This is a genomic window from Flintibacter sp., assembly GCF_046973065.1.
This window is the reverse complement of the sequence record NZ_JBKVXZ010000057.1, coordinates 1-25373: the sequence shown is the minus strand read 5'-3', so window position 1 is coordinate 25373 and position 25373 is coordinate 1. Positions and strand designations below refer to the sequence as shown.

Here is a 25373-nt window from a genome sequence, read left to right as displayed (position 1 = left end):
AGTTCGGCTCCGGCTTCAAGATCGCCATGCGGGACCTGGAGATCCGGGGCGCGGGCAACGTGCTGGGCCCCGAGCAGAGCGGCTTTATGCTCTCCGTGGGCTACGATATGTACCTGAAGCTGCTGGAGGAGGCCGTTTTGACCGAGCAGGGCCAGACGCCCCCCAAGCGCACCGAGTGCTCCGCCGACCTCAGCGTGGCCGCCTCCATCCCCGACCGGTATGTTCCCTCCCCCGAACAGCGCATGGACCTCTACCGCCGCATCGCCGCCATCCGGGACGAGAGCGAGGCCGACGATCTGGTGGATGAGCTCATCGACCGCTACGGTGAGCCGCCCCGCACGGTGAACAACCTCATCTCGGTGGCATTGCTCCGCGCCGCCGCCTCCCAGGCCGGGGTCACTGACATCGCCCAGAAGAAGGGCCAGCTGGTCTTTACCCTGGACCAGTTCAATCTGGAGCAATTCTCCGCCCTGTGTGCCGACCCCAAGTTCAAGGACCGGCTGCTCCTCATCCCCGGAGACGTACCCCGCTTTATCCTGCGCCTGCGCAGCGGCGACGAGCCCCTGCGCACCGCCCAGGCTCTCATCTCCGCCTTTTCCGCTCTGGGCTGAGACTTTGCTTGCCCTAATGCCCGGTTTGTGCTATGATGGTCTGACCCAAGCTTAATTTAGTCTGAAATCATCGTGAAATAAGAAAGGATCTGTACCATGCCTACCTTGAAACGTCTGGGAGCCCTCTCCCTGTCTCTTGTTCTGGCCCTCACCGCCTTCACCGGCTGCGGTGCAAAGGGCGGCAGCTCCAGCAGCTCCAGCGACGGCAGCTCCTCCCAGGTCCAGGCCATGGACCTCTCCTCCGTGACCGACCCCTTCCTGTCCACCGCCGGTCTCTCCGGCGACACCGTGGTGGCCACGGTGGGCGACACGGAGATCACCGCCGACAGCCTGCTCTACTGGCTGGCCGCCACCGTGGACGGCACCGCTCAGTACTACGCCATGATGGGCATGAGCGCCTCTGACCTGCCCTGGGACACCGAGATGGAGGACGGCTCCACCATGGCGGAGGGCTTTTTGAACAACGCCCTGCAGACCGCCGCTCTGTACGCTCTGGTCCCTGTCATCGCCCAGCAGGAGGGACTGTCTGTCTCTGACGAGTCCGCTCAGACCATCCAGCAGGCCATAGACAGCTTTGCCCAGCAGGCCGGGGGCGATGCCATGGTAGATCACATGCTCTGGTCCAGCGCCCTCACCCGGGACCTGTACACCCGCATGATGCAGGCCGGCGACCTGAACACCCAGCTGATGAACCGCTACTACGGCGACGGCGCTCCCGACGCCCCCAAGGATGAGGACATCCTTACCTATGTCTCCGACAACCTGCAGATCGCCTACAAGGCCAAGCACATCCTGCTCAAGACCGTGGACACCAGCAAGCCCATCAAGGACGCGGACGGCAAGGCCACCGGCGAGTACGAGCCGCTGGACGACGCCACCGTGGCCCAGAAGAAAGCCACCGCCGAGGACATTCTCGCCCAGCTCCAGGCCGCCAGCGACAAGGAAGCCCTGTTTGATGAGCTGATGAAGGAGTACAGCGAGGACACCGACTCCTCCGGCAACGTGAACAGCCCCGAGGGCTACGAGGCCAAGTCCGGCCAGATGGTAGCCGCCTTTGAGGAGGCCGCCCTGGCCCTCCAGCCCGGCGAGATCAGCGGCATTGTGGAGAGCACCTACGGCTATCACATCATTCTCCGCCTGCCCATCCAGGCCGCCGACTACCGGGATCAGTACGTCTCCTATCTCATGAGCCAGCGGCAGCAGGGCTGGCTGGAGCAGTTCCCTGTGGAGACCAACGACGAGTACAAGAAGATCGATCCCGCCGCCTTCTACACCCAGCTCACCGCCCTGCGCACCGCGGTGCAGGCGGAGGTGACTGCCGCGCAGGAGGAGAGCTCCGGGGATTCCAGCAGCAGCTCCAGCGGTAGTTCCAGCGGCAGCTCCAGTGCCTCTTAATCCTTCCTGAATATTTCTCTTGTGGGAGTGACGAAACACGTCGCTCCCACTTTTTTACTTGGAGAGTTCCGCCCTGCGGGGGCGTCCTACTTTGCCCACGGCGGCAAAGTAGGCAAAACGCCGCCGGGGATCGCCTCCGGTGAGCACCTACCTACGGTGGTGCTCACAGTCAGCTTATCCCCGGACCCCTTCTACGAAAGCGGGGCACTTCGGTCCGGCAGTTATTTCCGGCGGGCAAAATCAAGATCTGTTCCCCTCCTACTCTCGGCCCACTGGGGCCTACTTCCATCCAAATTTGTTGGCATTGCACCTCTGAATGACACCGCCTGGTGCCTGCCTTCCTGTTGGGTGCGGCGGTGGCTGGGCGGACCAGCTGCCACGGCTCTGCCAAGGTAGGCGGTGTCTGTACAGCGCAAATCGTTCTTAATTTCTGCCCAGGTAGGGGCCTGTGTCCCCGAGGCAAGAAGGACAGAGGATCTTGTCTTAGGCCCGCCGGGAAGGCACAACCATACCCCCAAGAGGACGTCCCCCGTAGCCGGGGGTCCGGGGGTAAGAGACTATGAACACCCGCCTTCGGCGAGGTGTTCATCGGAACGCAACCCCCGGGGCATTTTTGGTTCCTTTTTGGGCAAACAAAAAGGAACCCGCCCACCAGGGCGGACTCTCCCCCGCTTAAAAAAGGAATAAATTTCCTCCCCTCCCCAATTCCCTAAAATATGGACAGGCCATGGTCTATACTGGCAGAACAAGGAAGGAGCGAGACAACCATGAACAACTGGCACAGTATACCCACAGACCATCTGTTAGAGGAATTGGACGCCCGGCCCCAGGGCCTTACCGCCAAGCAGGCCAAGGACCGCCTGGACCGCTACGGTCCCAATGAGCTCCCCGCCCCCAAACAGGCCAGCCTTCTGGCCCGGGTGCTGGCTCAGGTCACCGACCCCATGATCGTGGTGCTGCTGGCAGCGGCAGGGCTGTCTCTGGCGGTGAGCGGCGGAAAGGACTGGCTGGACGGGGCCATTATTCTGGTCATTGTGGTGGTCAACAGCGTCCTGTCCATCTCCCAGGAGGACCGGGCCCAACAGGCCCTGGAGGAGTTGCAGAAGCTCTCCTCCCCCATGGCTCAGGCTCTGCGGGACGGCCGCCAAACCCGGGTCCAGGCCAGCGACCTGGTTCCGGGGGACATTATCTACTTAGAAGCCGGGGACCTTGTCCCTGCCGATGCCCGGCTCCTGTCCTCCAGCCGCCTGCAAACCGACGAGAGCACCATGACCGGCGAGTCCGCCCCGGTGGAAAAGGACCCGGACCTCATTCTTGCCCCCGACGCCCCTCTGGGTGACTGGGTCAACATGGTCCTCTCCGGCACCCTGGTCACCGCCGGCAGGGGCACGGCGGTGGTCTGCGCCACCGGCGAAGACAGCCAGATGGGCCATATCGCCGGGATGCTCTCCGACCAGGAGGAGGGCACCACCCCCCTCCAGGCCCGGATGGCAGAAATTTCCCAAAAGCTGTCCTTTCTGTGCCTGTGCGTGTGCGCGGTGATGTTTGGGTTGGGGCTCCTCCAGGGGAAAAAGATGCTGGATATGTTCCTCACCGCCGTCTCCCTGGCGGTGGCCGCCATCCCGGAGGGCCTGCCCGCCATTGTTACCATTGTGCTGGCTCTGGGGGTAGGCCGCATGGCCAGGCGGGGCGCTATCGTGAAAAAGCTGCCCGCTGTGGAGACTCTGGGCTGCGCCGGGGTCATCTGCTCGGACAAGACAGGCACCCTCACCCAAAACCGCATGACGGTCCAGCAGCTGTGGCTGCTCCCCGGCGGACACCGGCGGGAGGCCCTCACCGGGGGCGCGCTGTGCTCCGACGCCCGGCTGGAGTGGCGGGCGGGTGCTCCCGTAGCCTCCGGCGACCCCACCGAAGGGGCTCTATTGGTGGCGGCGGCCCAGGAGGGGCTGGACCAGCACAAGCTGGAGGAGGCGCTGCCCCGGACTGACGAGCTGCCCTTTGACTCCACCCGCAAGCGCATGTCCACCATCCACGCCCTGCCGGAGGGCGGCTACCGGGTGTATGTGAAGGGCGCTCCCGACGTGCTGCTGCCCCAGTGTACCCAGGGTCCGAAGGGTCCCCTCTCCCCCGACGACCGGGGCCGGATTACCGCCGCCAACGAGGAGATGGCCCGCAAGGCCCTGCGGGTGCTGGCGGTGGCCTTTCGGGACCTGTCCTTCCTCCCCGCCCAGCTCACTCCCCAACTGCTGGAGGACAACCTCACCTTTTTAGGCCTCTTTGGCCTGATGGACCCGCCCCGGCCGGAGGCCAAGCTAGCGGTGGAGCGCTGCCACCAGGCCGGGGTGCGGCCGGTGATGATTACCGGCGACCACCGGGCAACCGCCTCCGCTGTGGCCCGGGAGCTGGACATCCTCCGCCCTGGGGAGCTCACCCTTACCGGCCCGGAACTGGACTTTATGCCCCAGGAGGTGCTGGAGGAGGACATCCACCGCTTTACCGTCATAGCACGGGTGTCTCCAGAGCACAAGATGCGCATAGACCAGGCCAGGCAAAAGCGCGGACTGGTGGTAGCCATGACGGGGGACGGCGTCAATGACGCCCCCGCCCTGAAGGCCGCCGACATCGGCTGCGCCATGCGCCGCTCCGGCACCGACGTGGCCAAGGGGTCCGCCCACATGATCCTCACCGACGACAACTTTTCCACCATCGTGGCCGCCATCGAGGAAGGCCGGGGTATCTACTCCAACATCCGCAAAGCCATCCACTACCTGCTCTCCTGTAACATCGGCGAGATCTTCACCATCTTTACCGCCACCCTGCTGGACTTCGGCACCATGCCCTTGGCCCCCGTGCAGCTTTTGTGGCTCAATCTGGTCACCGACTCTCTCCCCGCCCTGGCGCTGGGCGTGGAGCCGGTGGAGCCGGGCGTCATGGACCAGCCGCCCCGGGACGCACGGGCCGGGCTGTTTGACGGGAAATTCACCCTGCGCCTGCTGTGGCAGGGACTGATGGTGGGCGTTCTCACCCTGGCGGCCTACTTTTTGGGCTTTACCCGTCTGGCCGCGCCGGGCAGTGAAGGCCCTGTGGCCAACACCATGGCCTTTGCCACCCTCACCCTCTGCCAGCTCTTCCACGCCTTCAACGTGCGCAGCGAGGACCGCTCCCTGTTTGCCATGGGTCCTCTGTCCAACTCCGCCATGAATCGGGCCTTTCTGGCCGGGCTGGCGCTCCAGCTGGCGGTTTTACTGGTGCCGCCTCTCCAGAGCGTCTTTTCCACCGTCTCCCTGGACCTGTACCAGTGGCTCACGGTGCTCCTCCTCTCCGCAGCTCCCATTCCCATCTGTGAGATCAGCAAAGCTATTACCAGCAAAAAAACCAGCGCCAGGCAGACAGCCACAGCGCCCTGAGAACTGCAAAAAACGGCCGCCACCCCAAAGGGTGGCGGCCGTTTTTTACAATTTGGATGGGAAGCGCCTTACCGCTCCTCCCGGAAGTAATTGAGGCCCAGCGCCTGAGGCTGGCCGGAGCCCTCCCGCTTGCGCACGGAGGTGACCACCAGTACCACGGCGGTGATGATAAAGGGCAGGGCCTGGTAGAGCTGGGTGGGCACCGCGGCCAGCCAGCCCAGCCCCTCGGGGAAGGCGGCGGCCAGGCTGGAGCCCGACACCCGCAGGGTGTTGAAGAAGCCAAAGACAAAGGTGCCCAGGATGGCCAGGGCGGGGTTCCAGTTGGCGAAGATGACCAGAGCCACCGCAATCCAGCCGTAGCCGTTGATCCAGCAGCTGCTGTTGAAGGAGCCGGACATGTTCAGGGCCATATAGTACCCGCCGATGCCCATGACACCGCAGCCCAGGCAGATGTGGATATACTTATACCGCTTTACATTGACGCCCACCGAGTCGGCAGCGCCGGGGTTCTCGCCCACCGCTCGCAGCCGCAGGCCGGGGTTGGTGCGGTTGAGATACCACCACATCACCAGGGCGATAACCACGCCCAGATAGACCAGAACGTTGTGGTTAAACAGTCCCTCACCCAGCACCGGGATCTGGGACAGGCCGGGAATGGGCAGGTTGGCAAAGCCGTCTTTGATGTTGGCGTAGTCGTTCATGACCGGCCAGCTGATGGTCTTGACGCCGTTGCCCACAAAGAAATACACACCCAGGCCGAAGGTCGTCAGGGTCAGGCCGGTGATGTTCTGGTTGGCCTGGAGGGAGACGGTAAGAGCGGCAAACAGCAGGCCGCACAGCGCCCCCATCAGGAAGGCCATCAGGATGCCCACGCCCAGACTGTTGGCGTAGCAGCCCACGATATAGCCAAAGATGGCGCCCACCGCCATGATGCCTTCCACGCCCAGGTTCAGGCTGCCCGACTTTTCCACCATGATCTCTCCGGCGGTGCCGTAGAGCAGAGGGATGTTATAGACCACGATGTTGTGGATGAAGGTGGTTACCACCCCCATTTTATCCATTTCCATTCTCGCCGCCCCCTTTCTTGGTTCGAACGATCTTGAAGCGGATCAGGAAATCCGCGGCCAGCACCAAAAACAGAATGGCGCCCTGGAGCATATCCGCAAAGCTGGAATCCACCTGGGCAAAGGTGGCTGCCGCCACCGTGGAGCCGTGCTGAAGCATGGAGATGAGGGCCGACACCAGGAAGATGGCTCCGGTATTCAGCTGAGACAGCCAGGCCACGATGACGCCGGTCCAGCCCACATCGTCGGTAAACGAGGAGGACAGGATGCCCACGGTGCCCACCTTGAAGGCGGCGGCCAGACCGATGAGACAGGCGGACAGGAACACGGTGCGCAGCACGATGCGGTTGACCTTCATGCCCGCATACCGGGCGGTGCCCACGCTGTCGCCCACCACGGCGATCTCATAGCCCTGCTTGGAGTACTTGAGGTAGCCGTAGACCAGCACGCCGATGATCAGGGTAAAGATCACGCACACGTTGAGCTGGAATTTACCGATGGGAATGGTGGGGAAGGAGACCTCCTTGCTGAAGTTAGCAAACACCGGACGGGCCGAGGAGGTATCCAGGAAGAAGTTCCAGGAGGCCTGGGTCTCCCCCAGGAACACCAGGAAGTACAGGGCCACATAGTTGAGCATCAGGGTCATCAGGGTCTCGTTGGTGCCGAACTTCACCTTCAGCGCCGCTACCAGAGCCCCGTACAGCCCGGCGGCCAGCATACCGGCCAGGCACATGAGCAGCAGGGTCACGCCATCCGGCAGCACGCTGCCTAGCTTCAGCGCCACCGCGCCGGAGGCCACCGCGCCCAGGATGAACTGGCCCTCGCCGCCGATGTTCCAAAAGCGCATTTTAAAGGACAGGGACAGGGCCACCGAGGTGAGCACCAGGGGGACAAAGACCTTGAGATAGTTTTCAAAGGTCTTATAGGCGATCTTGTTGCCGATCATGCCCATGGTGAACATGCGCTGGTAGTAGGCGATGGGGTTGACTCCGATGGCCAGCAGCAGCAGGCCGCCCACCACCAGCGCCAGCAGAACCGCCCCGAGATAGAGCGACAGCTTTTTCCACATCGGACAGCTGTCCCGCTTTACGATATGAAATCCCATGTCACTCCTCCTCCCTCTTGCTCTGCTCCAGCTGTTCCTGGGAAATGTTGGTGTCCTTGGCGATGCCGGCAGGCTTGTCCTCATACTTGTTGGTCAGATCCAGCGCGCCGGTCATCATCAGGCCCAGCTCCTCCTTGCTGGTCTTGTGGGCGTGGACCACGCCCATCACCTTTCCGTGGCACAGCACCATGATCTTGTCGCACAGGGCCAGCATCACGTCCAGGTCCTCGCCCACAAAGAGGATACCCACGCCGTCCTTTTTCTGCTGGTTGAGGATGTTATAGATGGCGTAGGAGGAGTTGATATCCAGGCCGCGCACCGGGTAGGCAGTGACGATGACGTTGGGACCGGCCTTGATCTCCCGGCCCAGCAGCACCTTCTGCACGTTGCCGCCGGACAGGCGGCGCACCGGCGTCTCGGTGGAGGGCGTCACCACGCCCAGCTGCTCAATGACCTGCTCCGCCGCCGCCCGGCCCGCCTTCCGGTCCACCAGGGGACCCTTGGTCTCGGAGTAGTTTTTCAGGATCATATTGTCCGTAATGGACATGGAGGGCGCCAGGCCCATGCCCAGCCGGTCCTCCGGGATAAAGGACATGGAGATGCCCTTTTCCAAAATGGCCTTGGGGGAAAGGCCCACAATGTTGTCTCCCTTGTGGATCATCAGGCCCGACCGCACCGGCCGCAGGCCGGCAATGGCCTCACACAGCTCCTTCTGGCCGCAGCCTGCAATGCCGGCCACACCCAGGATCTCGCCGCCGCGGATATAGAAGCTCACCTTGTCGATGGCCACCGCGCCCTCGTCGTTGTCGATGGTGAGGTCCCGGATCTCCAGCAGAGGCCGGGTCTTTTCCACCACAGGGCGCTCGATGTTCAGGTCCACCTTCCGGCCCACCATCCACTCGGTGAGCTCCTGCTCGTTGGTCTGGGCCGTCTCCACGGTGGTAATGTACTCGCCCTTGCGCAGGATGGCCACCCGGTCGGAAATGTCCATTACCTCATTGAGCTTGTGGGTAATGATGATGATGGAGTGTCCCTGCTCCTTCATGCGGCGCAGCACCGCAAAGAGCTTTTGGATCTCCTGCACCGTCAAAACGGCGGTGGGCTCGTCCAGAATGATGACCTTGGCGCCGTAATACAGCACCTTGATGATCTCCAGGGTCTGCTTTTCCGACACGGCCATGTTCTTGACTTTCTTTTTGGGGTCGATGTCAAACCCAAACTTTTTGGCCATGGTCTTGATCTGGGCATAGCGGTCCTTTTTCAGCAAAAAGCCCGCCTTCTCCTTGCCCATCCAGATGTTGTCCGCGGCAGAGAAAACCTCCACCAGCTTGAAGTGCTGATGGACCATGCCGATCCCCAGGCGCTTGGCCTCCTGGGGGGAGTGGATGGACACGGACTTGCCCTCCACGAAGATCTCTCCTCCGTCGGGCTGGTAAATGCCGGAGAGCATATTCATCAGCGTGGTCTTGCCCGAGCCGTTTTCTCCCAACAAAGCCAGGATCTCGCCTCGGCGCAGGGTCAGGTTCACGTCCTTGTTGGCCACCACGCTTCCGAAGGTCTTGGTAATCCCCCGCATTTCAATGGCGTATTCCTCCGCCATGGAATCACACTCCCTCTTTCGTATCTGCAAATCGTTGTCGGTTTTGTTTCAGGTTTGGTTTTTCCAGTTCAAACCGGACCTTGTTCCGGCCCAAGCTGCAAAAATCAAAACCGGGCCGGCCGGTTGGCCGGCCCGGTTGTTCGGGTCTTCAGACAGCTGCGCGGGCGGATCAGGCCACCACAACGCCCTTCACCAGGTAGTTCATGCTACCGGTGATGACGCTGTCCTCCACGGAGGGACCGCCGGCGGGCACGATCTCGGTGTTGGCGGCAACGACCACCTGGTCGTCCTTCACCTCATCCCGGTCGCTGGTGACCAGGGGAGCGTCCACCTTCTCGATGGTAGCCTTGCCGTCAGTGACGGTGATGTTCAGCTTCACGCCGGAGAACACGTCCCACTCGCCGGAGGCGATCAGGGCCTTGACCTGGTCAATGGCGTCCTGAGTACCGGCAGCGCAGTTCTCGCTCAGGGGGGACACGTCAACCATGCCCTCATTCAGGCCGCCGTAGTAAGCGGGGCCGCCCATCTTCTCCACAAACTGGTCAGCGGACTCACACTCCATGGCGGTCTGAATGGCCAGCTTGTAGTACACATCCCAGTTCCACACGGGAGCGGTGAGGTGGGCAGCGGGGGCATCGGCGGTCATGTCGGAGTTGTAGCCGCAACCGAACTGGCCGGCCTTCTCCGCGGCCAGCTGGGGCTGAGCGGAGTCACAGTGCTGAGCGATCACACCGCAGCCGTAGCTCTTGATGAGCTCCTCGGCAAAGGCGTACTCGTTGACCTCGTCGGTCCAGGTGCCGAGCTCCTTGACATAGACGGTGGCGTTGGGGTTGACGGCCTGCACGCCCAGGGTGAAGCCGTTGATGCCGGAGCAGGTCTCGGCGTACTCGGTGTCATAGGCGGAGACATAGCCGATGTTGTTGTTGCCGGTCTCCAGGCTCTTGAGACCAGCGGCGATGCCGGCCAGGTAGCGGGCCTGATAGATGCGGCCGAAGTAGTTATTGTAGTTGGTGTCGTTGCTCTTGAAGCCGGTGGCGTGGGAGAAGATCACGTCGGGATACTCCTGAGCCTTCACTTCCATCTCGTTGAGGTAACCGAAGGAGATGCCGAAGATGATGCTGCAGCCCTCACCCACCAGGGTGTCCACGGCGGCGCCCACCTGGGTGTCGTCCTCAGGAACCTGGTCCACGATGACCAGCTGAGTCTCGGGATCCATGCCCAGCTCCTTCATGGCCTTGGTGATGCCGGTGTGATGGGCATAGGTGTAGCCGGCGGTATCGCTCTTCTTGTTGATATAGATGGCGCCTACCTTAAAGTCGGAATTGCTGGTCTGGGAGCCGCTCTGGCTGCCGGAACCGCTGCCGGAACCGCTGCTGCCGCAGGCAGCCAGGCCCAGGACCATGGCAAGAGCCAGTACAAGTGCGAGAATCTTCTTCTTCATGTGCAAAGTTCCTCCTTGTTTTCTCATTCGTTTCCTATTCCTCTTTTTTATTAAAACCAGTTTTCCCGGTTTTAACCACGGTAAGGGGACGCTCAGTCCACGAACTCCACGCCGGTCTCCTCGTTCATGCTCTTGACTCTTGCCAAAGACTCCACCCGCAGGCCCTCGGCGCGCAGGCGGTCACCGCCGGGCTGGAAGGCCTTCTCGATGACGATACCGGCGCCTACCAACTCCGCTCCGGCGTCCTTCACCAGCTTGGCCAGCCCCTCCAGGGCAGCGCCGTTGGCCAGGAAGTCGTCGATGAGCAGCACCTTGTCGCCCGGGCCCAAAAACTCCTTGGCCACAATGATGTTGTACACACGGCCGTGGGTAAAGGACTCCACCTGGGAGGTGTACACCTCACCAGCGATGTTCTTGGTCTGGTTCTTTTTGGCAAAAATCACCGGGCAGTGGAAAAACTGCGCCGTGATACAGGCGATCCCAATGCCCGAAGCCTCAATCGTCAGGATCTTGTTCACGTCGCAGTCTGCAAATCTGCGCTTAAATTCTTTGCCGATCTCCGCGAAGAGATCGACGTCCATCTGGTGGTTGAGAAAACTGTCCACCTTCAGCACGTCGGTGCCCCTGACCTTCCCATCTTTGCGAATCCGTTCCTTCAAAAGCTCCATAGGCCGGCCGCCACCCTTTCTATCTGTAAAATATAAACAAATAATGCACGGAAACAACGGCGTGGCCCGACAGTGCGGGCCACGATCCGATAGAAATACATTTTTATTGTACAAAATAATTGCCCATTGTGCAATCCCTTTTCAAAATTTTTTGTGACAGGACTGTGAAAGCAATAAAAAAAGCCTCTCCCAGCTGGGAGAGGCTTGAAGCAATGCAATTAGTCGGTGACGTAGGGCAGCAGGGCGACCTGACGGGCGCGCTTGATGGCCTCGGTCAGCTGACGCTGATGCATGGCGCAGGTGCCGGTGGTGCGGCGGGGCAGGATCTTTCCGCGCTCGGAAGTATAGCGGCGCAGCTTGGCAGCGTCCTTATAGTCGATGCACTCGACCTTGTCCACGCAGAAGGCACAGACCTTGCGGCGCTTGCGGCCGCGGGGAGCCCGGTTTTCACGTTCCATAGCCATGAGAGTAACCTCCTTTTACGACCATATACGGTCTAAGATTTAAAACGGCAGCTCGCCGTCGTCGTCAGAGAGTTCGGCAAACTGGTCGCCGCCCATGGAGGGGGCGCCGTAGCCGGAGGGGGCCGCAGGCGCGGCCGGAGCAGCGGGGGAAGCGTAACCGCCGGAGGCATAGCCGCCGGAGTATCCGCCGCCGGAGGCGTAGCCGGAGCTCTGATAGCCTCCGTCGCCGTCCCGCTTGGAGTCGCCGAAGTAGACGTTATCCGCCACGATCTCGGCGCTGCGGCGCTTGCCGCCGTCTTTATCCGTCCAATCCCGGATCTGCAGCCGGCCCTCTACCACGGCCATGCGGCCCTTGGTGAAGTAGCGGCTGACAAACTCGCCGGTCTGGCGCCAGGCTACCACGTCGATGAAGTCGGTGGAGCGCTCGCCAGTGGACTTGTCCTTAAAATCCCGGTCCACCGCAAGGGTGAAGGAGGCCACAGCGGTCCCAGTCTGGGTGTGGCGCAGCTCCGGGTCACGGGTCAGGCGACCCATGATAATAATTCGATTGAGCATTTTAGCTCCCCCTTACTGGTCCTTGCAGACGATGAGGGAACGCATCACGCCGTCGGTGATCCGGAAAATACGGTCCAGCTCGGCGGGGATAGCGGCAGCGGCGTTGAAGGTCATCAGGACGTAGTAGCCCTCCATCAGATCGTTGATGGGATAGGCCAGACGGCGCTTGCCCCACTCGTCGATCTCGGAGACGGTACCGTTAGCCTCCACGACGGCCTTGAACTTCGCAACCAGAGCAGCGATGGCCTCCTCGCTCAGAGCGGGGTCCAGGATATACATCGCCTCGTAGTTCGCAGTGATCTTTGCCATGTTTCTTGCACCTCCTTATGGTCTTGTGGCCCCCGGTCTTCATGCCGGGAGCAAGGATAAGGCCCGCCTTCTCAGGAAGACAAGCCTAATTATTATATCTGATTTTGTCCAGAAGTCAAGGGGTTACCTCTATAATAATTTAAAATTTTTCCACCTTGAGGTCCTCCCGGGGGAGCTTTTCCCAGGAAAAGAGGGGGACGAGCTGCTGGGCGGTGATGGGCGCGGGCTCCGGGATGAGACCGGCCAGATGGGCCAGGCGGCCCAAAAGCTCGGGCGCGGTATACCGGCTCTGGAGCTCCCCCAGCTCCTGGTCCCGGTCCCGCTTGGCCAGCCGCCGCCCGTCGGCGGCCAGCAGCAAAGGCACGTGGCCGTACTCCGGCTGCGGCAGCCCCAGCAGCCGCTGGAGATAGATCTGCCGCGGGGTGGACGAGAGCAGGTCACTGCCCCGCACCACCTGGGTTACCCCCATGGCGGCGTCGTCCACTACCACCGCCAGCTGGTAGGCGTACACCCCGTCGGAGCGGCGCAAAATGAAGTCTCCGCAGTCGTTTTTTAAATCCTCTTTGTATTCTCCATATAGAAAATCGCAAAATGTAATGGATTCCTGCCCCACTTTGACCCGCCAGGCCGGGCGGCGGGTCTGGCTGAGGGCCTCCCGCTCCGCCTCGGTCAGCCGGGAGCAGCGGCCGTCGTAGATGGTTTGCCCGTCGCTGCGGTGAGGCGCCGAGGCGGCCAGGCGTTCAGCCCGGGTGCAGTAGCAGGGGTAGATGAGGCCCCGCTCCTCCAGGGCGTGGAAAGCCTGTGCATATACCGCGGTGCGCTCCGACTGGTATACCGGCTCGTTATCCCAGGTGAGTCCAAGCCACTCCAGATCCCGCATCACCTGGTCGCACCAGGCCCGGGTACACCGGTCCGGGTCCAGGTCCTCCAGCCGCAGCACCATCTCGCCCCCCTGGCTCCGGGCGCTGAGCCAGGCCAGCAGCGCCGACCACAGGTTGCCCAGGTGCATCCGTCCGCTGGGGCTGGGGGCAAAGCGGCCCCGCACTGTTTTCTGTTCCATGGTCCACCCCTCCTCTCCTTGTTGTGCCAAGGATACCACACCCCGCCGTCTCCCTGCAAGGCTCTTGCCAGAAAGCCCCAAGGGCGGGTATAATGGAGGGCGAAAAAATTCCAGAAATTTTTTCGTCTCCACGCAATAAAATGCCCCCGTTCCCCATTTCATAAATGACAGGAGAAATGCGCCATGCTAATGCTATTGGCAGCACTGCAAAGTGAATATGGCGTCCCCGACCCCCAGCAGCTGGAAGGGCTGATGGCGGGCCTGGCCGCCGGAGACCGGGAATCTCTGGCTCAGCTGTACCACCGCACCCGGGCGGCGGTATACGGCCTGGCCCTGTCCATTCTGGGCAGCGGACACGACGCGGAGGACGTGACCCAGGACACCTACGTGACCGCCTGGGAGAAGTGCCACCTCTACCGCCCTCAGGGCACCCCCATGGCCTGGCTGCTCACCATTACCCGGAACCTGGCCCGCATGAAGCTGCGGGACCGTGGCCGCACCCAGGACCTGGGAGAGGAGCAGTGGCACGCTATCCCCGCCCAGTCCCCCTCGGTGACCCCCGAGGACCGGGCCGTGCTGGAGGCCGCCCTCAACATCCTCAGCGACCAGGAACGGCAGATCGTGGTGCTCCACGCCGCGGCCGGTCTCAAACACCGGGAGATCGCCAAGCTGCTGGAGCTGCCTTTGCCCACCGTGCTGTCCAAGTATCGCAGAGCCCTGTCAAAACTCAAGACCAAACTGGAAGGAGATGACGCCCCATGACAGACCATGAGTTGGAACGCCGGCTGCGCACCGCCCTGGATCACGCCGCCCCCAACGACCTGGAGGGCGTGCTCTCCCGGTGTGAAACGGGGAAAGGAACTGTGATCGACATGACAAATGCCGTGGAAACGAAGAAGAAAAAGAGACGCTGGGCTCCCCTGGCGGCGGCCGCCTGTCTGGCCCTGGTGCTGGTGGGCGGCGGCGGAGGCTACTACTATTACAGCGCCAACAACGCCGTGGCCTCTCTGGTGTCCCTGGACGTGAACCCCAGCATCCAGCTGGAGGTCAATAAAAACGAAAAAGTTCTCTCCGCCACCCCCATGAACGACGACGGAGCGGAGATTTTGGACGGCATGGACCTGAAAGGCACCCAGGCCGACGTGGCCATGTATGCCATCATCGGCTCCCTCCTGCAGCACGGCTATGTGGATGAGCTGGCCAACTCCATCCTCATCACCGTGGAAGACGACGACCAGGCGCGGGGCGAGAAGCTTCAGCAGGAGCTCACCGCCCAGGCCGACGCCGCCCTGGCCAATGCTCAGGTCAACGGCGCGGTGCTGGCTCAGACCCTCCAAAACAGCGAGGAGCTGAGCCAAAAGGCCCAGGAGTACGGCATTTCCACCGGTAAGGCCGCCCTCATCCAGGCCATCGTGGAGGGCAGCAACAACACCAAGACCTTTGAGGATCTGGTGGGCCTGTCCATCAACGAGCTGAACCTCCTCTATACCGCCCAGGCTCCTCTAGAAGGACAGACTTCCGGCAATGAGCAGAACAGCGGCGCGGCAAACGCCGCTCCCATTACCACCTCCGGCTCTGCCAGCCAGAGCGCCTACATCGGCCTGGAGGCCGCCAAGGAGGCCGCTTTGAAGCACGCCGGAGTCTCCGCCTCCGACGCCACCTTTGTGGAGGCCGAGTACGACTACGACGATGGACGCATGGTCTATGAGGTGGAATTCCACGTGAAGGGCACCGAATACGACTACGAGATCGACGCCCAGACCGGCGAAGTGGTAAAGTACAAGACCGAGCAGAACGGCGCCAACACCGGCTCCTCCACCAATACCTCCTCCTTCATCGGTGAGAGCGCCGCCAAGCAGGCCGCCCTCAGCCATGCCGGGGTGAGCGAGAGCAGCACCAAATACTGCAACGCCTGGCTGGAGTACGACGACGGCCGCGCCGAGTGCTATGAGGTGGAATTTATGGCGGGCAACACCCGCTATGAGTACAAAATTGCCCTCACCTCCGCCACCGTGCTGGAGAGTGAGCGGGAGAGCTACGGCGGCTCCGGAAGCTCCGGACAATCCACCGGCCAGAGCGGCAGCCAAACCAGCGGCGGCTCCGGCACTTCCTCCACCGACATCGGTGCGGAAAAGGCCAAGTCCATCGCCCTCAACCACGCAGGGGTCAGCGCCAGCCAGACCTCCGAGATGAAGGTGGAGCAGGACTGGGACGACGGCGTTCTGGAGTATGAAGTGGAGTTCAAGGCCGGCGGGGTGGAGTATGAGTACACCATTCACGGCGGAACGGGACAGATTTTGAAGTACGAATCCGATCGGGATTAAGAAGAAAGCCCTGGCTGTCAACGGCAGCCAGGGCTATTTGTTTGGGGAAAAGTTACGCCCTGCGGGGCGTCCTACTTTGCCCACGGCGGCAAAGTAGGCAAAACGCCGCCGGGGGCCGCCTTCGAGGAACACTTTGCCTGCGGCAGTATTCCTAGGCGGCTTGCCCCCGGACCCCTGTTTACGAGAGAGGGTCACTTTGGACTTTTGGTCACTTCCGGCGTCCTAAGTTTTGACCGTGCATCCCTCTACTCTCGGCCCACTGGGGCCTACCAATCTAAAATTTACAGGCGGGCGGCTCTAACGCACCCCGCCTCCTGCATCCCTACCTGTTGGGTGCGGCGGTGGTCGGGCGGATGTCTCCCACAACTGCCCAGCTGCCACGGTTTTGCCAGAGTAGGCGGTGTCATTTCAGCGTGATGTCCACCGAATTTTGCACATAAAGGGCCTAAGGCCCGAGGCAAGAAGGACCAGCGGTCTTGTCTTTGCCCGCCGGATAAAATTGCCCATTTCCCAGGAGGGCGTCCCCCGTAATCGGGGGTCTGGGGGACGACGCCTATGAACACCGGCGCAAGCCAGGTGTTTATCGAAGGAGTCTCCCAGCGATTCTTTGGTGACTTTCTGATCGTTCAGAAAGTCACCCGCCCCGCAGGGCGGAACCCTCACTCTTCTCCCCTGGCCTGCCTTAAAAACTCCGCATCCTTATCATCCAGAGCATGCAGCCCCGCAAAATCCTCCATGTGGTGGGTAAACTCATGGGCCACAGTGGCGAAGATCTCGTCCTTCCAGGTCTCCTCATCCTCGTCAGCGAGCAGAGCAGCAAAGGAACCGTAGTAGAGTACGATATACCGCCCCAGCATATCATTGCAGTACTCCCCCATGATGTACATCTCCCCCGGGGGAAACTCCGGGTCGGGCAGGGCCTGCTCCTCCAGCTGGATGCCTCCGTCCAGCTCTTCAAAAAACGCGTCCGGGAACTGCTGGGCGATCTCCTCCAGCCAGTCCCCCATGGTCTCGTAGCTGGGCACCATGGCAAATGCCTCCTTTTCTTCCTTTTCCTCAGGATACCAAAAACCATGCTCCCATACAAGGGGCAGAAAACCTTCGAAAAAACTTAAGAATTATTCCATATCAATTTAATCTTTCTGCGGTATGGTATAGAAGACATCCCTTGGACAGAAAAGAGGTTTTCCCTATGCCATCCCGTTCCCGCGAGGCTGCCGCCTCCACAAAGAAAAAACGTCGCCGTTCCCCCCTGCCCTGGATTCTTCTGGTCCTGGTGGCAGTGGTGGGAGGCTATCGCCTCTATACCGGCTATTTTCCCTTCCAGCCCCGCCAGTCCCTGGACGGCCAGACCATTAGCAGCGAGACTCTTTCCCAGCTGCGCGAGTTGGCCAAGGAGGAGACCCAGGCCAAGTATATACTGAAAAATCTGGACGACTACCCCGCCAATCTGCTCTCCCTGCTTGCCCGCAACAGTGAGACTCTGGACTTTGTGGCGGGCTACCCCCAGCACAAGCACGACACCCCCGCCGACACGGTGGGCGCGGTGACAAAGGGCGAATTCCCCCTGCTCATGCAGTGGGATATGCGCTGGGGCTACGCCAACTACGGCGATGGTCTGATGGCCCTCAACGGCTGCGGTCCCACCGCCCTGTCCATGGTGATCTGCGGCCTCACTGGAGACAACACCATCACCCCCTACACCGTTGCCCAGTACGCCGACAGCCAAGGGCTGTATGTGGACGGCGTGGGCACCAGCTGGGATCTGATGCGCACGGGGGCAGAGCACTTCGGTCTCACCGCCAAGGAGCTGCCCCTGGACGAGGGCGTGGTCACCCGGGCTCTGAAAAATGGCCAGCCCATCATTTGCAGCGTTGGCCCCGGCGACTTCACCACCAGCGGCCACTTCATCGTGTTGGTGGGGATGGAGGACGGCAAAATCCGGGTCAACGATCCCAACCGCCACTCCACCAGCTCCCAGCTTTGGGACTATGACACCTTGGCCGGACAGATCAACAATCTGTGGGCCTACTCCCTGGCCTGACCCTTCCCTGTCGGAGCAAAACGGGGTATAATAAAGATGAGAATCCGTGCCCTGATTTGGAACCCCTCCACCCTGTATTCCGTCTAAATTAGTAGAGAGGAAACACCGGAAAGGAGTGTACTGCCATGAAACGAACGGTATCCATCTTGCTGGCCTCTGCCCTGCTCTTATCTCTGGCAAGCTGCGGCCCCAAAGGGGAGTCTTCCGATCCCCAGGGCAGTCAGAGCTCGTCCCAGAGCCAGGCCGAGGCCGTCTTTACCACCCTGAAGGAGCCCACCTACCCCGAATTTCCCCAGTTTCCTCAGCAGCCCGAGGACGGCCCTGACGCTGACTGGGACGCCTACTACAACGCCTACGATGAGTATTACAGCGCGGTGATGGAGCTGCGCAGCGGCGGCATCCCTGAGGGCACCCGCTTTGCCCTGAGCGACTTTGCCGCCAAGAGCACTCCCCTGGCTCTGGCAGGCCAGGAGGGGAAAAACGCCGCCTACTCCCCTGCCTCCCTGTGGGCCGCCTTGGCCATGCTGGTACCCTGCGCCCAGGGAGACAGCCAGGCCCAGCTGCTCTCCGCCCTGGGGGTGGCCGGTCAGCGGGAGCTCACCGACCAGGTGGGTCGCCTGTGGAAGGGCCTGTACACCAACGACGGGGTGAGCAGCCTCATTCTCTCCAACTCCGTGTGGCTCAATGACGCCCAGGAGGGGGACTACGTCCAGTCCACCCTGGACACGTTGGGCCGGGACTACTTTGCCGGGGTATACACCACCCCCATGGGCACTGCCGGAGCCAATCAGGCCATCACGGACTGGATTTCCAAGGAGACGGGCGGTCTCATTGGCAGGGATGGGCCGGTGGTGGAGACCGCGCCGGACACCCTACTTCTGCTGGCCTCCTCCCTTTACTACAAGGCAGCCTGGCTGGAGCCCTTTGATGCCTCCCAAACCCAGGCGGGAGACTTCACCACCGCCGCAGGGAATACCGTCTCCGCAGACTTTATGCACGCTTCCAAAGCGGGTAGTTTTCTGAAACGGGATGGCTATCAGGCTGCTGCTCTGGAAACCCAACTGGGCGAGATGTTCTTCGTCCTGCCAGAGGAAGGCACGGCTCCCGAGACACTGCTCAATGACCCCAACTTCCTGTCCAGCCTCAGCTCCGGAGCCGCCGATGTACAGTACGGCACGGTGGAGTGGTCGGTACCCAAGTTTGACCTGTCCGCCGACCTGGACCTGATGAACACCCTGAAATCTCTGGGCATTACCGACCTGCTGGATGGCGACAAGGCGGATCTCAGCGGTCTCACCTCTCTGGATGCCTATCTGAACCAGGCCCAGCAGATGACCCGGGTGAGTGTGAATGAGGAAGGCGTGGAGGCGGCCGCCGTTACCATATTGGGCATGGGGGCGGGCGCGCCGCCTGACGAAACCTGCATCATGGATCTGAACCGCCCCTTCCTGTTTGTACTACGCAGCCAGGGTGTGACCCTGTTTGTGGGCGTGGTGAATGAGGTGTAATTCTTTCTCTGATATAGCAAGCGTCCCCGCAGGGTGAGTTCCTGCGGGGACGCTTTTTGTGTTTGGAGGGTTCCGCCCAGCGGGGCGGGTTCCTTTCTGGATCACCAGAAAGGAACCAAAGAGTGACTGGTGGGCTCCTTCGATGAACACCTGGCTTGCGCCGGTGTTCATAGGCGTTGCCCCCCAGACCCCCGTTTACGGGGGACGCCCTCGTGTCAGATAGTAGAATCCTCCCGGCGGCCCAAAGACAAGATCTGTGATTCTTCTTGCCCCGGGCCTTAGGCCCTTTATGTGCAAAATTTGGTGGAAAGGTGCGTTGAAATAACACCGCCTACTCTGGCAAAACCAAGGCGGCTGGGCAAGCATCCCAGAGGCGAAACGAAGTTTCGCACAAAGTTCTTTGCCAAGCTTTCTTTCAAGAAAGCGGAGGTTATTCGACGGTTTTCAAAGACTCCACCATATCCAGCTTTTTCAGCTTCCGGTGGGCTGCCAGGTTCACCACCAGAGAGAACACGGTGGTCAGCAGCACCGCCCACAGATAGCTGGTGGGCGCCACGGTGCGGCCGAACATCAAAAGGTCAATTTCCACCGTCAGGATCAGCCACTGGTGGAGGAATTTACCCATCACCATGCCCATGGCCACGCCAAACACGGTGAGAATCACGTTCTCGCGGTAGATATAGGCGGACAGTTCTCCATCGTAGAAGCCCAGCACCTTCAGAGTAGCCAGCTCCCGCATACGCTCGGTGATGTTGATGTTGGTCAGGTTGTAGAGCACCACAAAGGCCAGGGCCGCGGCACACACGATAATCAGCGCCACCGCGTAGTCCACGCTCTCCAGGCTGGTGCCGAAGGTTTTTCTTGTGTCCTCGATGCGGGTAAGCGAGCTGACGCCGTCCAGAGAGACCAGCTTCTGCTCCAGCTCCTGGGCGCCATCGGCCTGGGTGTCGTAGGAGACCAGCACGGCATTTTCCTCCGGAGTCTGACCGAAGACCTGCTCATAGTAGGTGCTGGACATGTACACGCTGTGCTGGATATAGTGCTCGGTGATGTCGGCCACCCGCACCTCCACCCGGCTGTCTCCGTCCAGGGTGATGGTATCTCCTACCTCCACGTCCAGCAGCAGGGAGAGCTTTTCCGTGAGGATGACCCCATCCTCGGGAAGGGTAACGGTGTCATTGTCGGTGCGGTGACGCAGGTTGACAAACCGCTCCAGCACCTCACTGTTTTCCACCACCTCCAGGGTGGCGTCAGCGGTATAGGCGTCGGTCTCGGCGGTGACGGTCTCGGTGTGTTCCTTCGTCCAGTCCCCTACCAGCTCGCTGCCCTCCAGCGACTTTTCCACCTCGGCCCACTCGCCGGGGGTAATATGCTCCACCAGCCCCAGCTGGGCGGAGTAGCGGTAAATCTCCTCATACTGCTTCTCCATCACCGCAAAGATGGAGTCCCGCAGGCCAAAGGCCGTAACAATGAGGGCGGCGCAGCCGCCGATACCGATGACGGTCATCCAGAACCGCTTCTGATACCGGAAGAGGTTGCGCAGGGTGATCTTATAGTTGAACGACAGCCGCCGCCACAGAGGAGTGATGCGCTCCAGCAGGATGCGCTTGCCCATGGGGGGCGCTTTGGGCCGCATGAGCTGGGCAGGCACGGCGGCCAGGGTATTGAAGCAGGCCCCCAGGGCGGACAGGGTGACGGTCCCCACCGCCGCCAGACAGGCCGTGACCGAAGTGACCGGCTCAATGCCGTAATGGATGGGACCAAAGGTATAGATGATTTTCCAGGAGGTACAGATGATCCAGGGCAGCAGGGTCAGGCCCACCGCCAGACCCACCAGGGAGCCTACCGCACTGGCCAGGAAGCCGTAACCCACGTATTTGATGGCAATGGCGCCCTTGGAGTAGCCCAGAGCCTTCATGCCGCCGATGGCCACCCGCTGCTCCTCCACCATGCGGGTCATGGTGGTCAGACACACCAGAGCCGCCACCAGGAAGAAAATAAGGGGGAATACGCTGGCCAGGTTGCCCATGCGGTCGGCGTCCATGGAGTAGCTGACAAAGCCCATGTTGGTGTCCCGGTCCAGCAGGTACCACTCACAGTCGTCCAGATCGTCCAGATCCCGCTGGGCCTGCTCCACCTTCTTCTTGGCGTCGGCGATCTCAGCCTCGGCCTCCGCTTTGCCGTCCAGGTATTCCTGGTAGCCGTCGGCGTACTTGGCCTCGCCGTCGTCCAGCTCCTTCTTGGCGTCAGCCAGTTCGGCCAGTCCGTCAGCACGCTCCTGCTCCAGGGTCTTCTTGCCGTCCTGGAGCTCGATGAGGCCGTCCTCGTACTCCTTCTTGCCGTCCTGCCAATCCTTTAAGCCCTGGGCATAGTCGGCCTCGCCGTCGTCCAGCTTTTTCTTGGCGTCCTCCAGTTCCAGGCGGCCGTCCTCCAGTTCTGCCCAGCCGTCCTCCAATTCCTTCTTGGCGTCGTCCAGTTCCTTTTTGGCGTCCTCCAGCTGGGCTACGCCGTCCTCGTACTCCTCCTCGCCCTCTTCCAGCTGCTTTTTAGCGCTGTTGAGCTGACGCCGGGCAGAGGCAAGCTCCGCCTCGCCGTCATAGATCTCCTGCCAGCCATCCTGAATGGCCTGGTTTCCGGAGAGGAACACAGAGGTGGACACAGGTACTTTTTGCCCATTTACCGTGGTATAGAGCTGGTCCAGCTGGGATTGCAGCTGCTGGGAGGTGGTATTGGTGAGCCCCGCCGCATCCCGCTGCGCCCGCAGGCTGTCCAGCTGCTGCTTATAGGGAATGACCTGCTCCAATCCGGCCAGTTCGCCCTGTCTTTGAGCCAGCGTCTGCTGCTGCTCGGCAATCTGTCCCTCCAGCGCTGCTTTTTGGGCCTCATAGTCCTCGGCGGCCGGGTCCAGAGCGGCCAATTGGCCCTCCAATGCCTGAATTCCACTCTGGAGAGCGCTGATGGCGCTCTCCAGCTGGCTTTTCTGTGCAGTCAGCGTGCTGGTATCCACATTGGCGTAGTCCCCCAGCTGGCTCTCCAGCTTGGCAATGCCGTCCAGCAACTGAATGCCGCTGGATAAATTGTTCCGGGTGGTATTGAGTACGCCGTCAATGACCGCGCCCTGCTCCCCCGCCATGGCGGAGAGCAGCTCGCTGTTGCTGCCGTAAGTGGGCAGGCCCAGGGCGGGCAGCTGATTGCGGAACTGGGTCAGGCCGTCCTGGAAGGCGGCCTCCTGCTGCTGCAGCTCCCGGCGGCCCGCGTTGAGCTTGGACACGCCGGAATTATACTGCCTGACGCCGTCGTAATACTCGTTCCAGCCATCGTCCAGCTCCTTTCGGGCGTCCTCCAGCTCGGCCACGCCGTCCTCATATTCCTTGACGCCGTCCTCGTATTTCCGCTCGCCCTCGTAGTAGTCCTGCAGACCGTCCAGATATTCCTCCCGGCCCTCCTCATAGTCAACCCAGCCGTCATCCAGCTCTTTTCGGGCATCTTTGAGCTCGTTTTCGCCGTCCAGCAGCTCCTGCCACGCGTCGGCAAGCTCTTTTTCCCCGTCGGAGAGCTCCTGCTTTGCCTTGTCGATCTCCTCCTGGGCCTCGTCCCGGATAGAGTCTCCCCGCAGCTGGGCCCGCTCTTTGGAGAGAGGTTCCATCTGGTCGGTGCGCTCCTCTACCAATTGCTCGTAGGCATCGCTGTAAGTCATCAGCTGGGAAGCGCCCTCAAACAGGAGGTAGGCGCCAGTATAGGTCTCCATATCGAAGGATTCCATGGGCAGCAGAATAAAATAGCTCACTTTTCCGGTGCCCAACGTGGAGGAGCCTCGCTCCACACCGATGTACAGCGGAGAGTTGGCACTTCCAACTATGGTAAATTCTGCCTGCTTTAAAGCGTCCTTATAATCCACGGTTCCGGTGTCTAATGTGATCGTATCCCCCACAGAAAGGCCTGTTTCCTGCAAAAATCGGGGTTCTACCAAACATTCTCCGGCCTTTTCCGGGAGTCGGCCCTCCTGCAGGTCGGGGATGTTCAAATTATCTGTAAAGGATAATGCCTTCACAGTAGAATCCTTATCCTCAACCTTCACCGTCGCGTCGATGGTATAGGCCCCCTGGGCCAGCTCCACCCCCTCCTGACGGCTGAGCACCTCCACGTCCTCCTCCGTCAGCCCCAGGGTGGACACCACCCGCAGGTCCATCAGCCGCTGGGCATCCAGATATTGGTCCACGCTGTTTTTCATGTCGGGCTCGGTCACCCGCAGGCCCGCCAGAAAACAGACCGCCAGGGCGGAGAGGATCATGATGGAGATAAAGCGGCTGCGGGTATTCTTGATCTCCCGCAGAGTATCGGTGAGCAGGCGGTTGGGGGTGCGCTTTCTCCTGTTTTTCATGCCGCCGCCCCCTTTCTTTGTCTTAAATCGTCCATATTGTTCTAAAAGTGCTCCTTATTGTGCTGTTTTTGCCCTGTTTACCACTCAATCTCTTCCACGGGCATGGGATTCTCGTTGCGCACGATCCGGTCCACCCGGCCGTTTTTCACGTGGATCACCTTGTCGGCCATGGGTGCAATGGCGGTGTTGTGGGTGATGACCACCACCGTCATCCCCTACTGGCGGCAGGTGTCCTGAAGGAGCTTTAAGATGGCCTTGCCGGTGATGTAATCCAGCGCGCCGGTGGGCTCGTCGCACAGCAGCAGCTTGGGGTTTTTGGCCAGCGCACGGGCAATGGCTACCCGCTGCTGCTCGCCGCCGGAGAGCTGGGCTGGGAAGTTATTGAGCCGCTCCCCCAGTCCCACGTGGCACAGTACCTCCTGGGCCGGAAGAGGTTCCTTGCAGATCTGGGCGGCCAGCTCCACATTTTCCAGGGCGGTGAGGTTCTGAATCAGGTTATAGAACTGAAAAACAAAGCCGATGTCATAGCGCCGGTAGGTGGTCAGCTGGCGGGAGTTGCATTTGCTGATCTCCTTGCCGTCCACCAGAATGGTGCCCTCGTCGCAGGCGTCCATGCCGCCCAAAATATTCAGCACCGTGGTTTTGCCCGCGCCCGAGGGACCCACGATGATGACAAACTCCCCTTTTTCAATGTCAAAGGTGATGTCATCCACCGCCGTGATGGTGACTTCACCCATTTTATACCGCTTGACCACGTGCTCCAGTGAAATATATGCCATACCCGTCCTCCTGTTGATTAAGGAACATGTGTTGATTATTTTTACACTTTATATTATAGTGGTTCCAACGGCAGACGCAAGGGACACATTTGCCCATTCTTGTCTGAAACCAAACAATTTTCCACATTCTGTCCGGAAAATGTGGAAAGATTTCGTAAACTTTTCAGGAGGGAGCTATATGATCCAGGACACCCAGGACCGCCGGGTTCGCCGCACCCGGATGCGTCTGCAGCAGGCCATGCTGGAGCTGCTGAAAGAGAAGGACGCCCGCTCCATTACCGTGCGTGAACTGACCCAGCGCGCCGACGTGAACCGGGGCACCTTCTACGCCCACTACAAGGATGTATTTGATCTGCTGGACCAGATGGAGCAGGACCTGTTTCAGCGTTTGACCCAGCTGTTGTCCTCCTATTCCACCCAAGATTTGCAGCGGGGGCTCACCCCCCTGCTCACCGACGTGTTCCGCTTTGTCCGGGACGATCCGGTGCTGCGGCTGGCCTTTTTGGACCAGCGCACCCAGGATTCCTTTTTCCGGCGGCTGGACCAGCTGATTTATAAAAAGTGCCAGGAGGACTGGCAGGGGCTGTTTCTGCCCGTAGACCAGCAGCTGTGGAACTGCTGCCTGGACTTTTTGGTGTCGGGCGCGGTAGGACTGGCC

19 protein-coding genes and 1 pseudogene are annotated in these 25373 nt (G+C 61.0%); 8 read left to right on the top strand and 12 right to left on the bottom strand.

Features of this window, described 5'->3' with window-relative positions; genetic code table 11:
• The 3 genes from ACLTXB_RS15665 to ACLTXB_RS15655 all read left to right on the top strand — a co-directional run.
• The coding region (locus ACLTXB_RS15665; RefSeq protein ID WP_428227635.1) for a TRCF domain-containing protein at positions 1 to 611 on the top strand (611 nt) is incomplete at its 5' end.
• 96 nt (positions 612 to 707) lie between these two features.
• On the top strand, positions 708 to 2006 hold the full coding sequence (locus tag ACLTXB_RS15660; RefSeq protein WP_428227634.1) for a peptidylprolyl isomerase: 1299 nt from the start codon (positions 708 to 710) through the stop codon (positions 2004 to 2006).
• Positions 2007 to 2773: 767 nt separating this feature from the next.
• Positions 2774 to 5413, top strand: a complete 2640-nt coding sequence (locus tag ACLTXB_RS15655; protein WP_428227633.1) for a calcium-translocating P-type ATPase, PMCA-type — start codon at positions 2774 to 2776, stop codon at positions 5411 to 5413.
• A 68-nt stretch (positions 5414 to 5481) separates the two neighbouring features.
• Here the strand turns inward: ACLTXB_RS15655 and ACLTXB_RS15650 are convergent, their stop codons facing one another.
• The 9 genes from ACLTXB_RS15650 to gluQRS form a co-directional block, all read right to left on the bottom strand.
• Entirely contained in the window at positions 5482 to 6480 is a 999-nt protein-coding gene (locus tag ACLTXB_RS15650) for an ABC transporter permease (protein ID WP_428227632.1), read from the bottom strand.
• The gene (locus ACLTXB_RS15645) at positions 6467 to 7582 is read right to left on the bottom strand and encodes an ABC transporter permease (RefSeq protein ID WP_428227631.1); all 1116 of its coding nucleotides are present in this window, start codon (positions 7580 to 7582) and stop codon (positions 6467 to 6469) included. Before ACLTXB_RS15645 ends, ACLTXB_RS15650 begins: the two co-directional genes overlap by 14 nt.
• Before the next feature lies 1 nt (position 7583).
• Positions 7584 to 9182: an ABC transporter ATP-binding protein gene (locus ACLTXB_RS15640; RefSeq protein WP_428227630.1), complete on the bottom strand. Its 1599-nt coding sequence runs from the start codon at positions 9180 to 9182 to the stop codon at positions 7584 to 7586.
• Positions 9183 to 9351: 169 nt separating this feature from the next.
• On the bottom strand, positions 9352 to 10623 hold the full coding sequence (locus ACLTXB_RS15635) for a BMP family ABC transporter substrate-binding protein (protein WP_428227629.1): 1272 nt from the start codon (positions 10621 to 10623) through the stop codon (positions 9352 to 9354).
• 92 nt (positions 10624 to 10715) lie between these two features.
• Entirely contained in the window at positions 10716 to 11291 is a 576-nt protein-coding gene (locus tag ACLTXB_RS15630; RefSeq protein ID WP_428227628.1) for a xanthine phosphoribosyltransferase, read from the bottom strand.
• Positions 11292 to 11509: 218 nt separating this feature from the next.
• Entirely contained in the window at positions 11510 to 11755 is a 246-nt protein-coding gene (gene rpsR, locus ACLTXB_RS15625; RefSeq protein WP_020989965.1) for a 30S ribosomal protein S18, read from the bottom strand.
• 39 nt (positions 11756 to 11794) lie between these two features.
• The gene (locus tag ACLTXB_RS15620; RefSeq protein WP_008982300.1) at positions 11795 to 12310 is read right to left on the bottom strand and encodes a single-stranded DNA-binding protein; all 516 of its coding nucleotides are present in this window, start codon (positions 12308 to 12310) and stop codon (positions 11795 to 11797) included.
• Between the two features lie 12 nt (positions 12311 to 12322).
• The gene (gene rpsF / locus ACLTXB_RS15615) at positions 12323 to 12619 is read right to left on the bottom strand and encodes a 30S ribosomal protein S6 (RefSeq protein ID WP_008982301.1); all 297 of its coding nucleotides are present in this window, start codon (positions 12617 to 12619) and stop codon (positions 12323 to 12325) included.
• 139 nt (positions 12620 to 12758) lie between these two features.
• Positions 12759 to 13679 (bottom strand): tRNA glutamyl-Q(34) synthetase GluQRS, encoded by a 921-nt coding sequence (gluQRS, locus tag ACLTXB_RS15610; RefSeq protein ID WP_428227627.1) that lies wholly within the window; start codon positions 13677 to 13679, stop codon positions 12759 to 12761.
• Between the two features lie 183 nt (positions 13680 to 13862).
• On the opposite strand from gluQRS, the gene ACLTXB_RS15605 reads away from it, so the two are divergent.
• Entirely contained in the window at positions 13863 to 14441 is a 579-nt protein-coding gene (locus tag ACLTXB_RS15605; RefSeq protein WP_428223008.1) for an RNA polymerase sigma factor, read from the top strand.
• Positions 14438 to 16003, top strand: a complete 1566-nt coding sequence (locus ACLTXB_RS15600) for a PepSY domain-containing protein (protein ID WP_428227626.1) — start codon at positions 14438 to 14440, stop codon at positions 16001 to 16003. Before ACLTXB_RS15605 ends, ACLTXB_RS15600 begins: the two co-directional genes overlap by 4 nt.
• Positions 16004 to 16662: 659 nt before the next feature.
• Here the strand turns inward: ACLTXB_RS15600 and ACLTXB_RS15595 are convergent.
• Positions 16663 to 17031 (bottom strand): metallopeptidase family protein, encoded by a 369-nt coding sequence (locus ACLTXB_RS15595; protein WP_374737822.1) that lies wholly within the window; start codon positions 17029 to 17031, stop codon positions 16663 to 16665.
• A 164-nt stretch (positions 17032 to 17195) separates the two neighbouring features.
• On the opposite strand from ACLTXB_RS15595, the gene ACLTXB_RS15590 reads away from it, so the two are divergent.
• Together ACLTXB_RS15590 and ACLTXB_RS15585 are read left to right on the top strand one after the other, a co-directional pair.
• Positions 17196 to 18047 (top strand): C39 family peptidase, encoded by an 852-nt coding sequence (locus tag ACLTXB_RS15590; RefSeq protein ID WP_428227625.1) that lies wholly within the window; start codon positions 17196 to 17198, stop codon positions 18045 to 18047.
• A gap of 125 nt (positions 18048 to 18172) precedes the next feature.
• On the top strand, positions 18173 to 19555 hold the full coding sequence (locus tag ACLTXB_RS15585; protein WP_428227624.1) for a serpin family protein: 1383 nt from the start codon (positions 18173 to 18175) through the stop codon (positions 19553 to 19555).
• A 430-nt stretch (positions 19556 to 19985) separates the two neighbouring features.
• Here the strand turns inward: ACLTXB_RS15585 and ACLTXB_RS15580 are convergent, their stop codons facing one another.
• Both ACLTXB_RS15580 and ACLTXB_RS15575 read right to left on the bottom strand, forming a co-directional pair.
• On the bottom strand, positions 19986 to 23936 hold the full coding sequence (locus tag ACLTXB_RS15580) for an FtsX-like permease family protein (protein WP_428227623.1): 3951 nt from the start codon (positions 23934 to 23936) through the stop codon (positions 19986 to 19988).
• Positions 23937 to 24013: 77 nt separating this feature from the next.
• Positions 24014 to 24715 (bottom strand): annotated as a pseudogene (locus tag ACLTXB_RS15575) (ABC transporter ATP-binding protein).
• A 178-nt stretch (positions 24716 to 24893) separates the two neighbouring features.
• Between ACLTXB_RS15575 and ACLTXB_RS15570 the strand changes: the two are divergent.
• The coding region (locus ACLTXB_RS15570; RefSeq protein ID WP_428227622.1) for a TetR/AcrR family transcriptional regulator at positions 24894 to 25373 on the top strand (480 nt) is incomplete at its 3' end.

What these genes read in the sequence shown, in the direction of transcription:
- ACLTXB_RS15660 (WP_428227634.1), top strand. Translation starts at nt 708, where the DNA reads ATGCCTACCTTGAAACGTCTGGGAGCCCTCTCCCTGTCTCTTGTTCTG.
- ACLTXB_RS15655 (WP_428227633.1), top strand. Translation starts at nt 2,774, where the DNA reads ATGAACAACTGGCACAGTATACCCACAGACCATCTGTTAGAGGAATTG.
- ACLTXB_RS15650 (WP_428227632.1), bottom strand. Translation starts at nt 6,480, where the DNA reads ATGGAAATGGATAAAATGGGGGTGGTAACCACCTTCATCCACAACATC.
- ACLTXB_RS15645 (WP_428227631.1), bottom strand. Translation starts at nt 7,582, where the DNA reads ATGGGATTTCATATCGTAAAGCGGGACAGCTGTCCGATGTGGAAAAAG.
- ACLTXB_RS15640 (WP_428227630.1), bottom strand. Translation starts at nt 9,182, where the DNA reads ATGGCGGAGGAATACGCCATTGAAATGCGGGGGATTACCAAGACCTTC.
- ACLTXB_RS15635 (WP_428227629.1), bottom strand. Translation starts at nt 10,623, where the DNA reads ATGAAGAAGAAGATTCTCGCACTTGTACTGGCTCTTGCCATGGTCCTG.
- ACLTXB_RS15630 (WP_428227628.1), bottom strand. Translation starts at nt 11,291, where the DNA reads ATGGAGCTTTTGAAGGAACGGATTCGCAAAGATGGGAAGGTCAGGGGC.
- rpsR (WP_020989965.1), bottom strand. Translation starts at nt 11,755, where the DNA reads ATGGCTATGGAACGTGAAAACCGGGCTCCCCGCGGCCGCAAGCGCCGC.
- ACLTXB_RS15620 (WP_008982300.1), bottom strand. Translation starts at nt 12,310, where the DNA reads ATGCTCAATCGAATTATTATCATGGGTCGCCTGACCCGTGACCCGGAG.
- rpsF (WP_008982301.1), bottom strand. Translation starts at nt 12,619, where the DNA reads ATGGCAAAGATCACTGCGAACTACGAGGCGATGTATATCCTGGACCCC.
- gluQRS (WP_428227627.1), bottom strand. Translation starts at nt 13,679, where the DNA reads ATGGAACAGAAAACAGTGCGGGGCCGCTTTGCCCCCAGCCCCAGCGGA.
- ACLTXB_RS15605 (WP_428223008.1), top strand. Translation starts at nt 13,863, where the DNA reads ATGCTAATGCTATTGGCAGCACTGCAAAGTGAATATGGCGTCCCCGAC.
- ACLTXB_RS15600 (WP_428227626.1), top strand. Translation starts at nt 14,438, where the DNA reads ATGACAGACCATGAGTTGGAACGCCGGCTGCGCACCGCCCTGGATCAC.
- ACLTXB_RS15595 (WP_374737822.1), bottom strand. Translation starts at nt 17,031, where the DNA reads ATGGTGCCCAGCTACGAGACCATGGGGGACTGGCTGGAGGAGATCGCC.
- ACLTXB_RS15590 (WP_428227625.1), top strand. Translation starts at nt 17,196, where the DNA reads ATGCCATCCCGTTCCCGCGAGGCTGCCGCCTCCACAAAGAAAAAACGT.
- ACLTXB_RS15585 (WP_428227624.1), top strand. Translation starts at nt 18,173, where the DNA reads ATGAAACGAACGGTATCCATCTTGCTGGCCTCTGCCCTGCTCTTATCT.
- ACLTXB_RS15580 (WP_428227623.1), bottom strand. Translation starts at nt 23,936, where the DNA reads ATGAAAAACAGGAGAAAGCGCACCCCCAACCGCCTGCTCACCGATACT.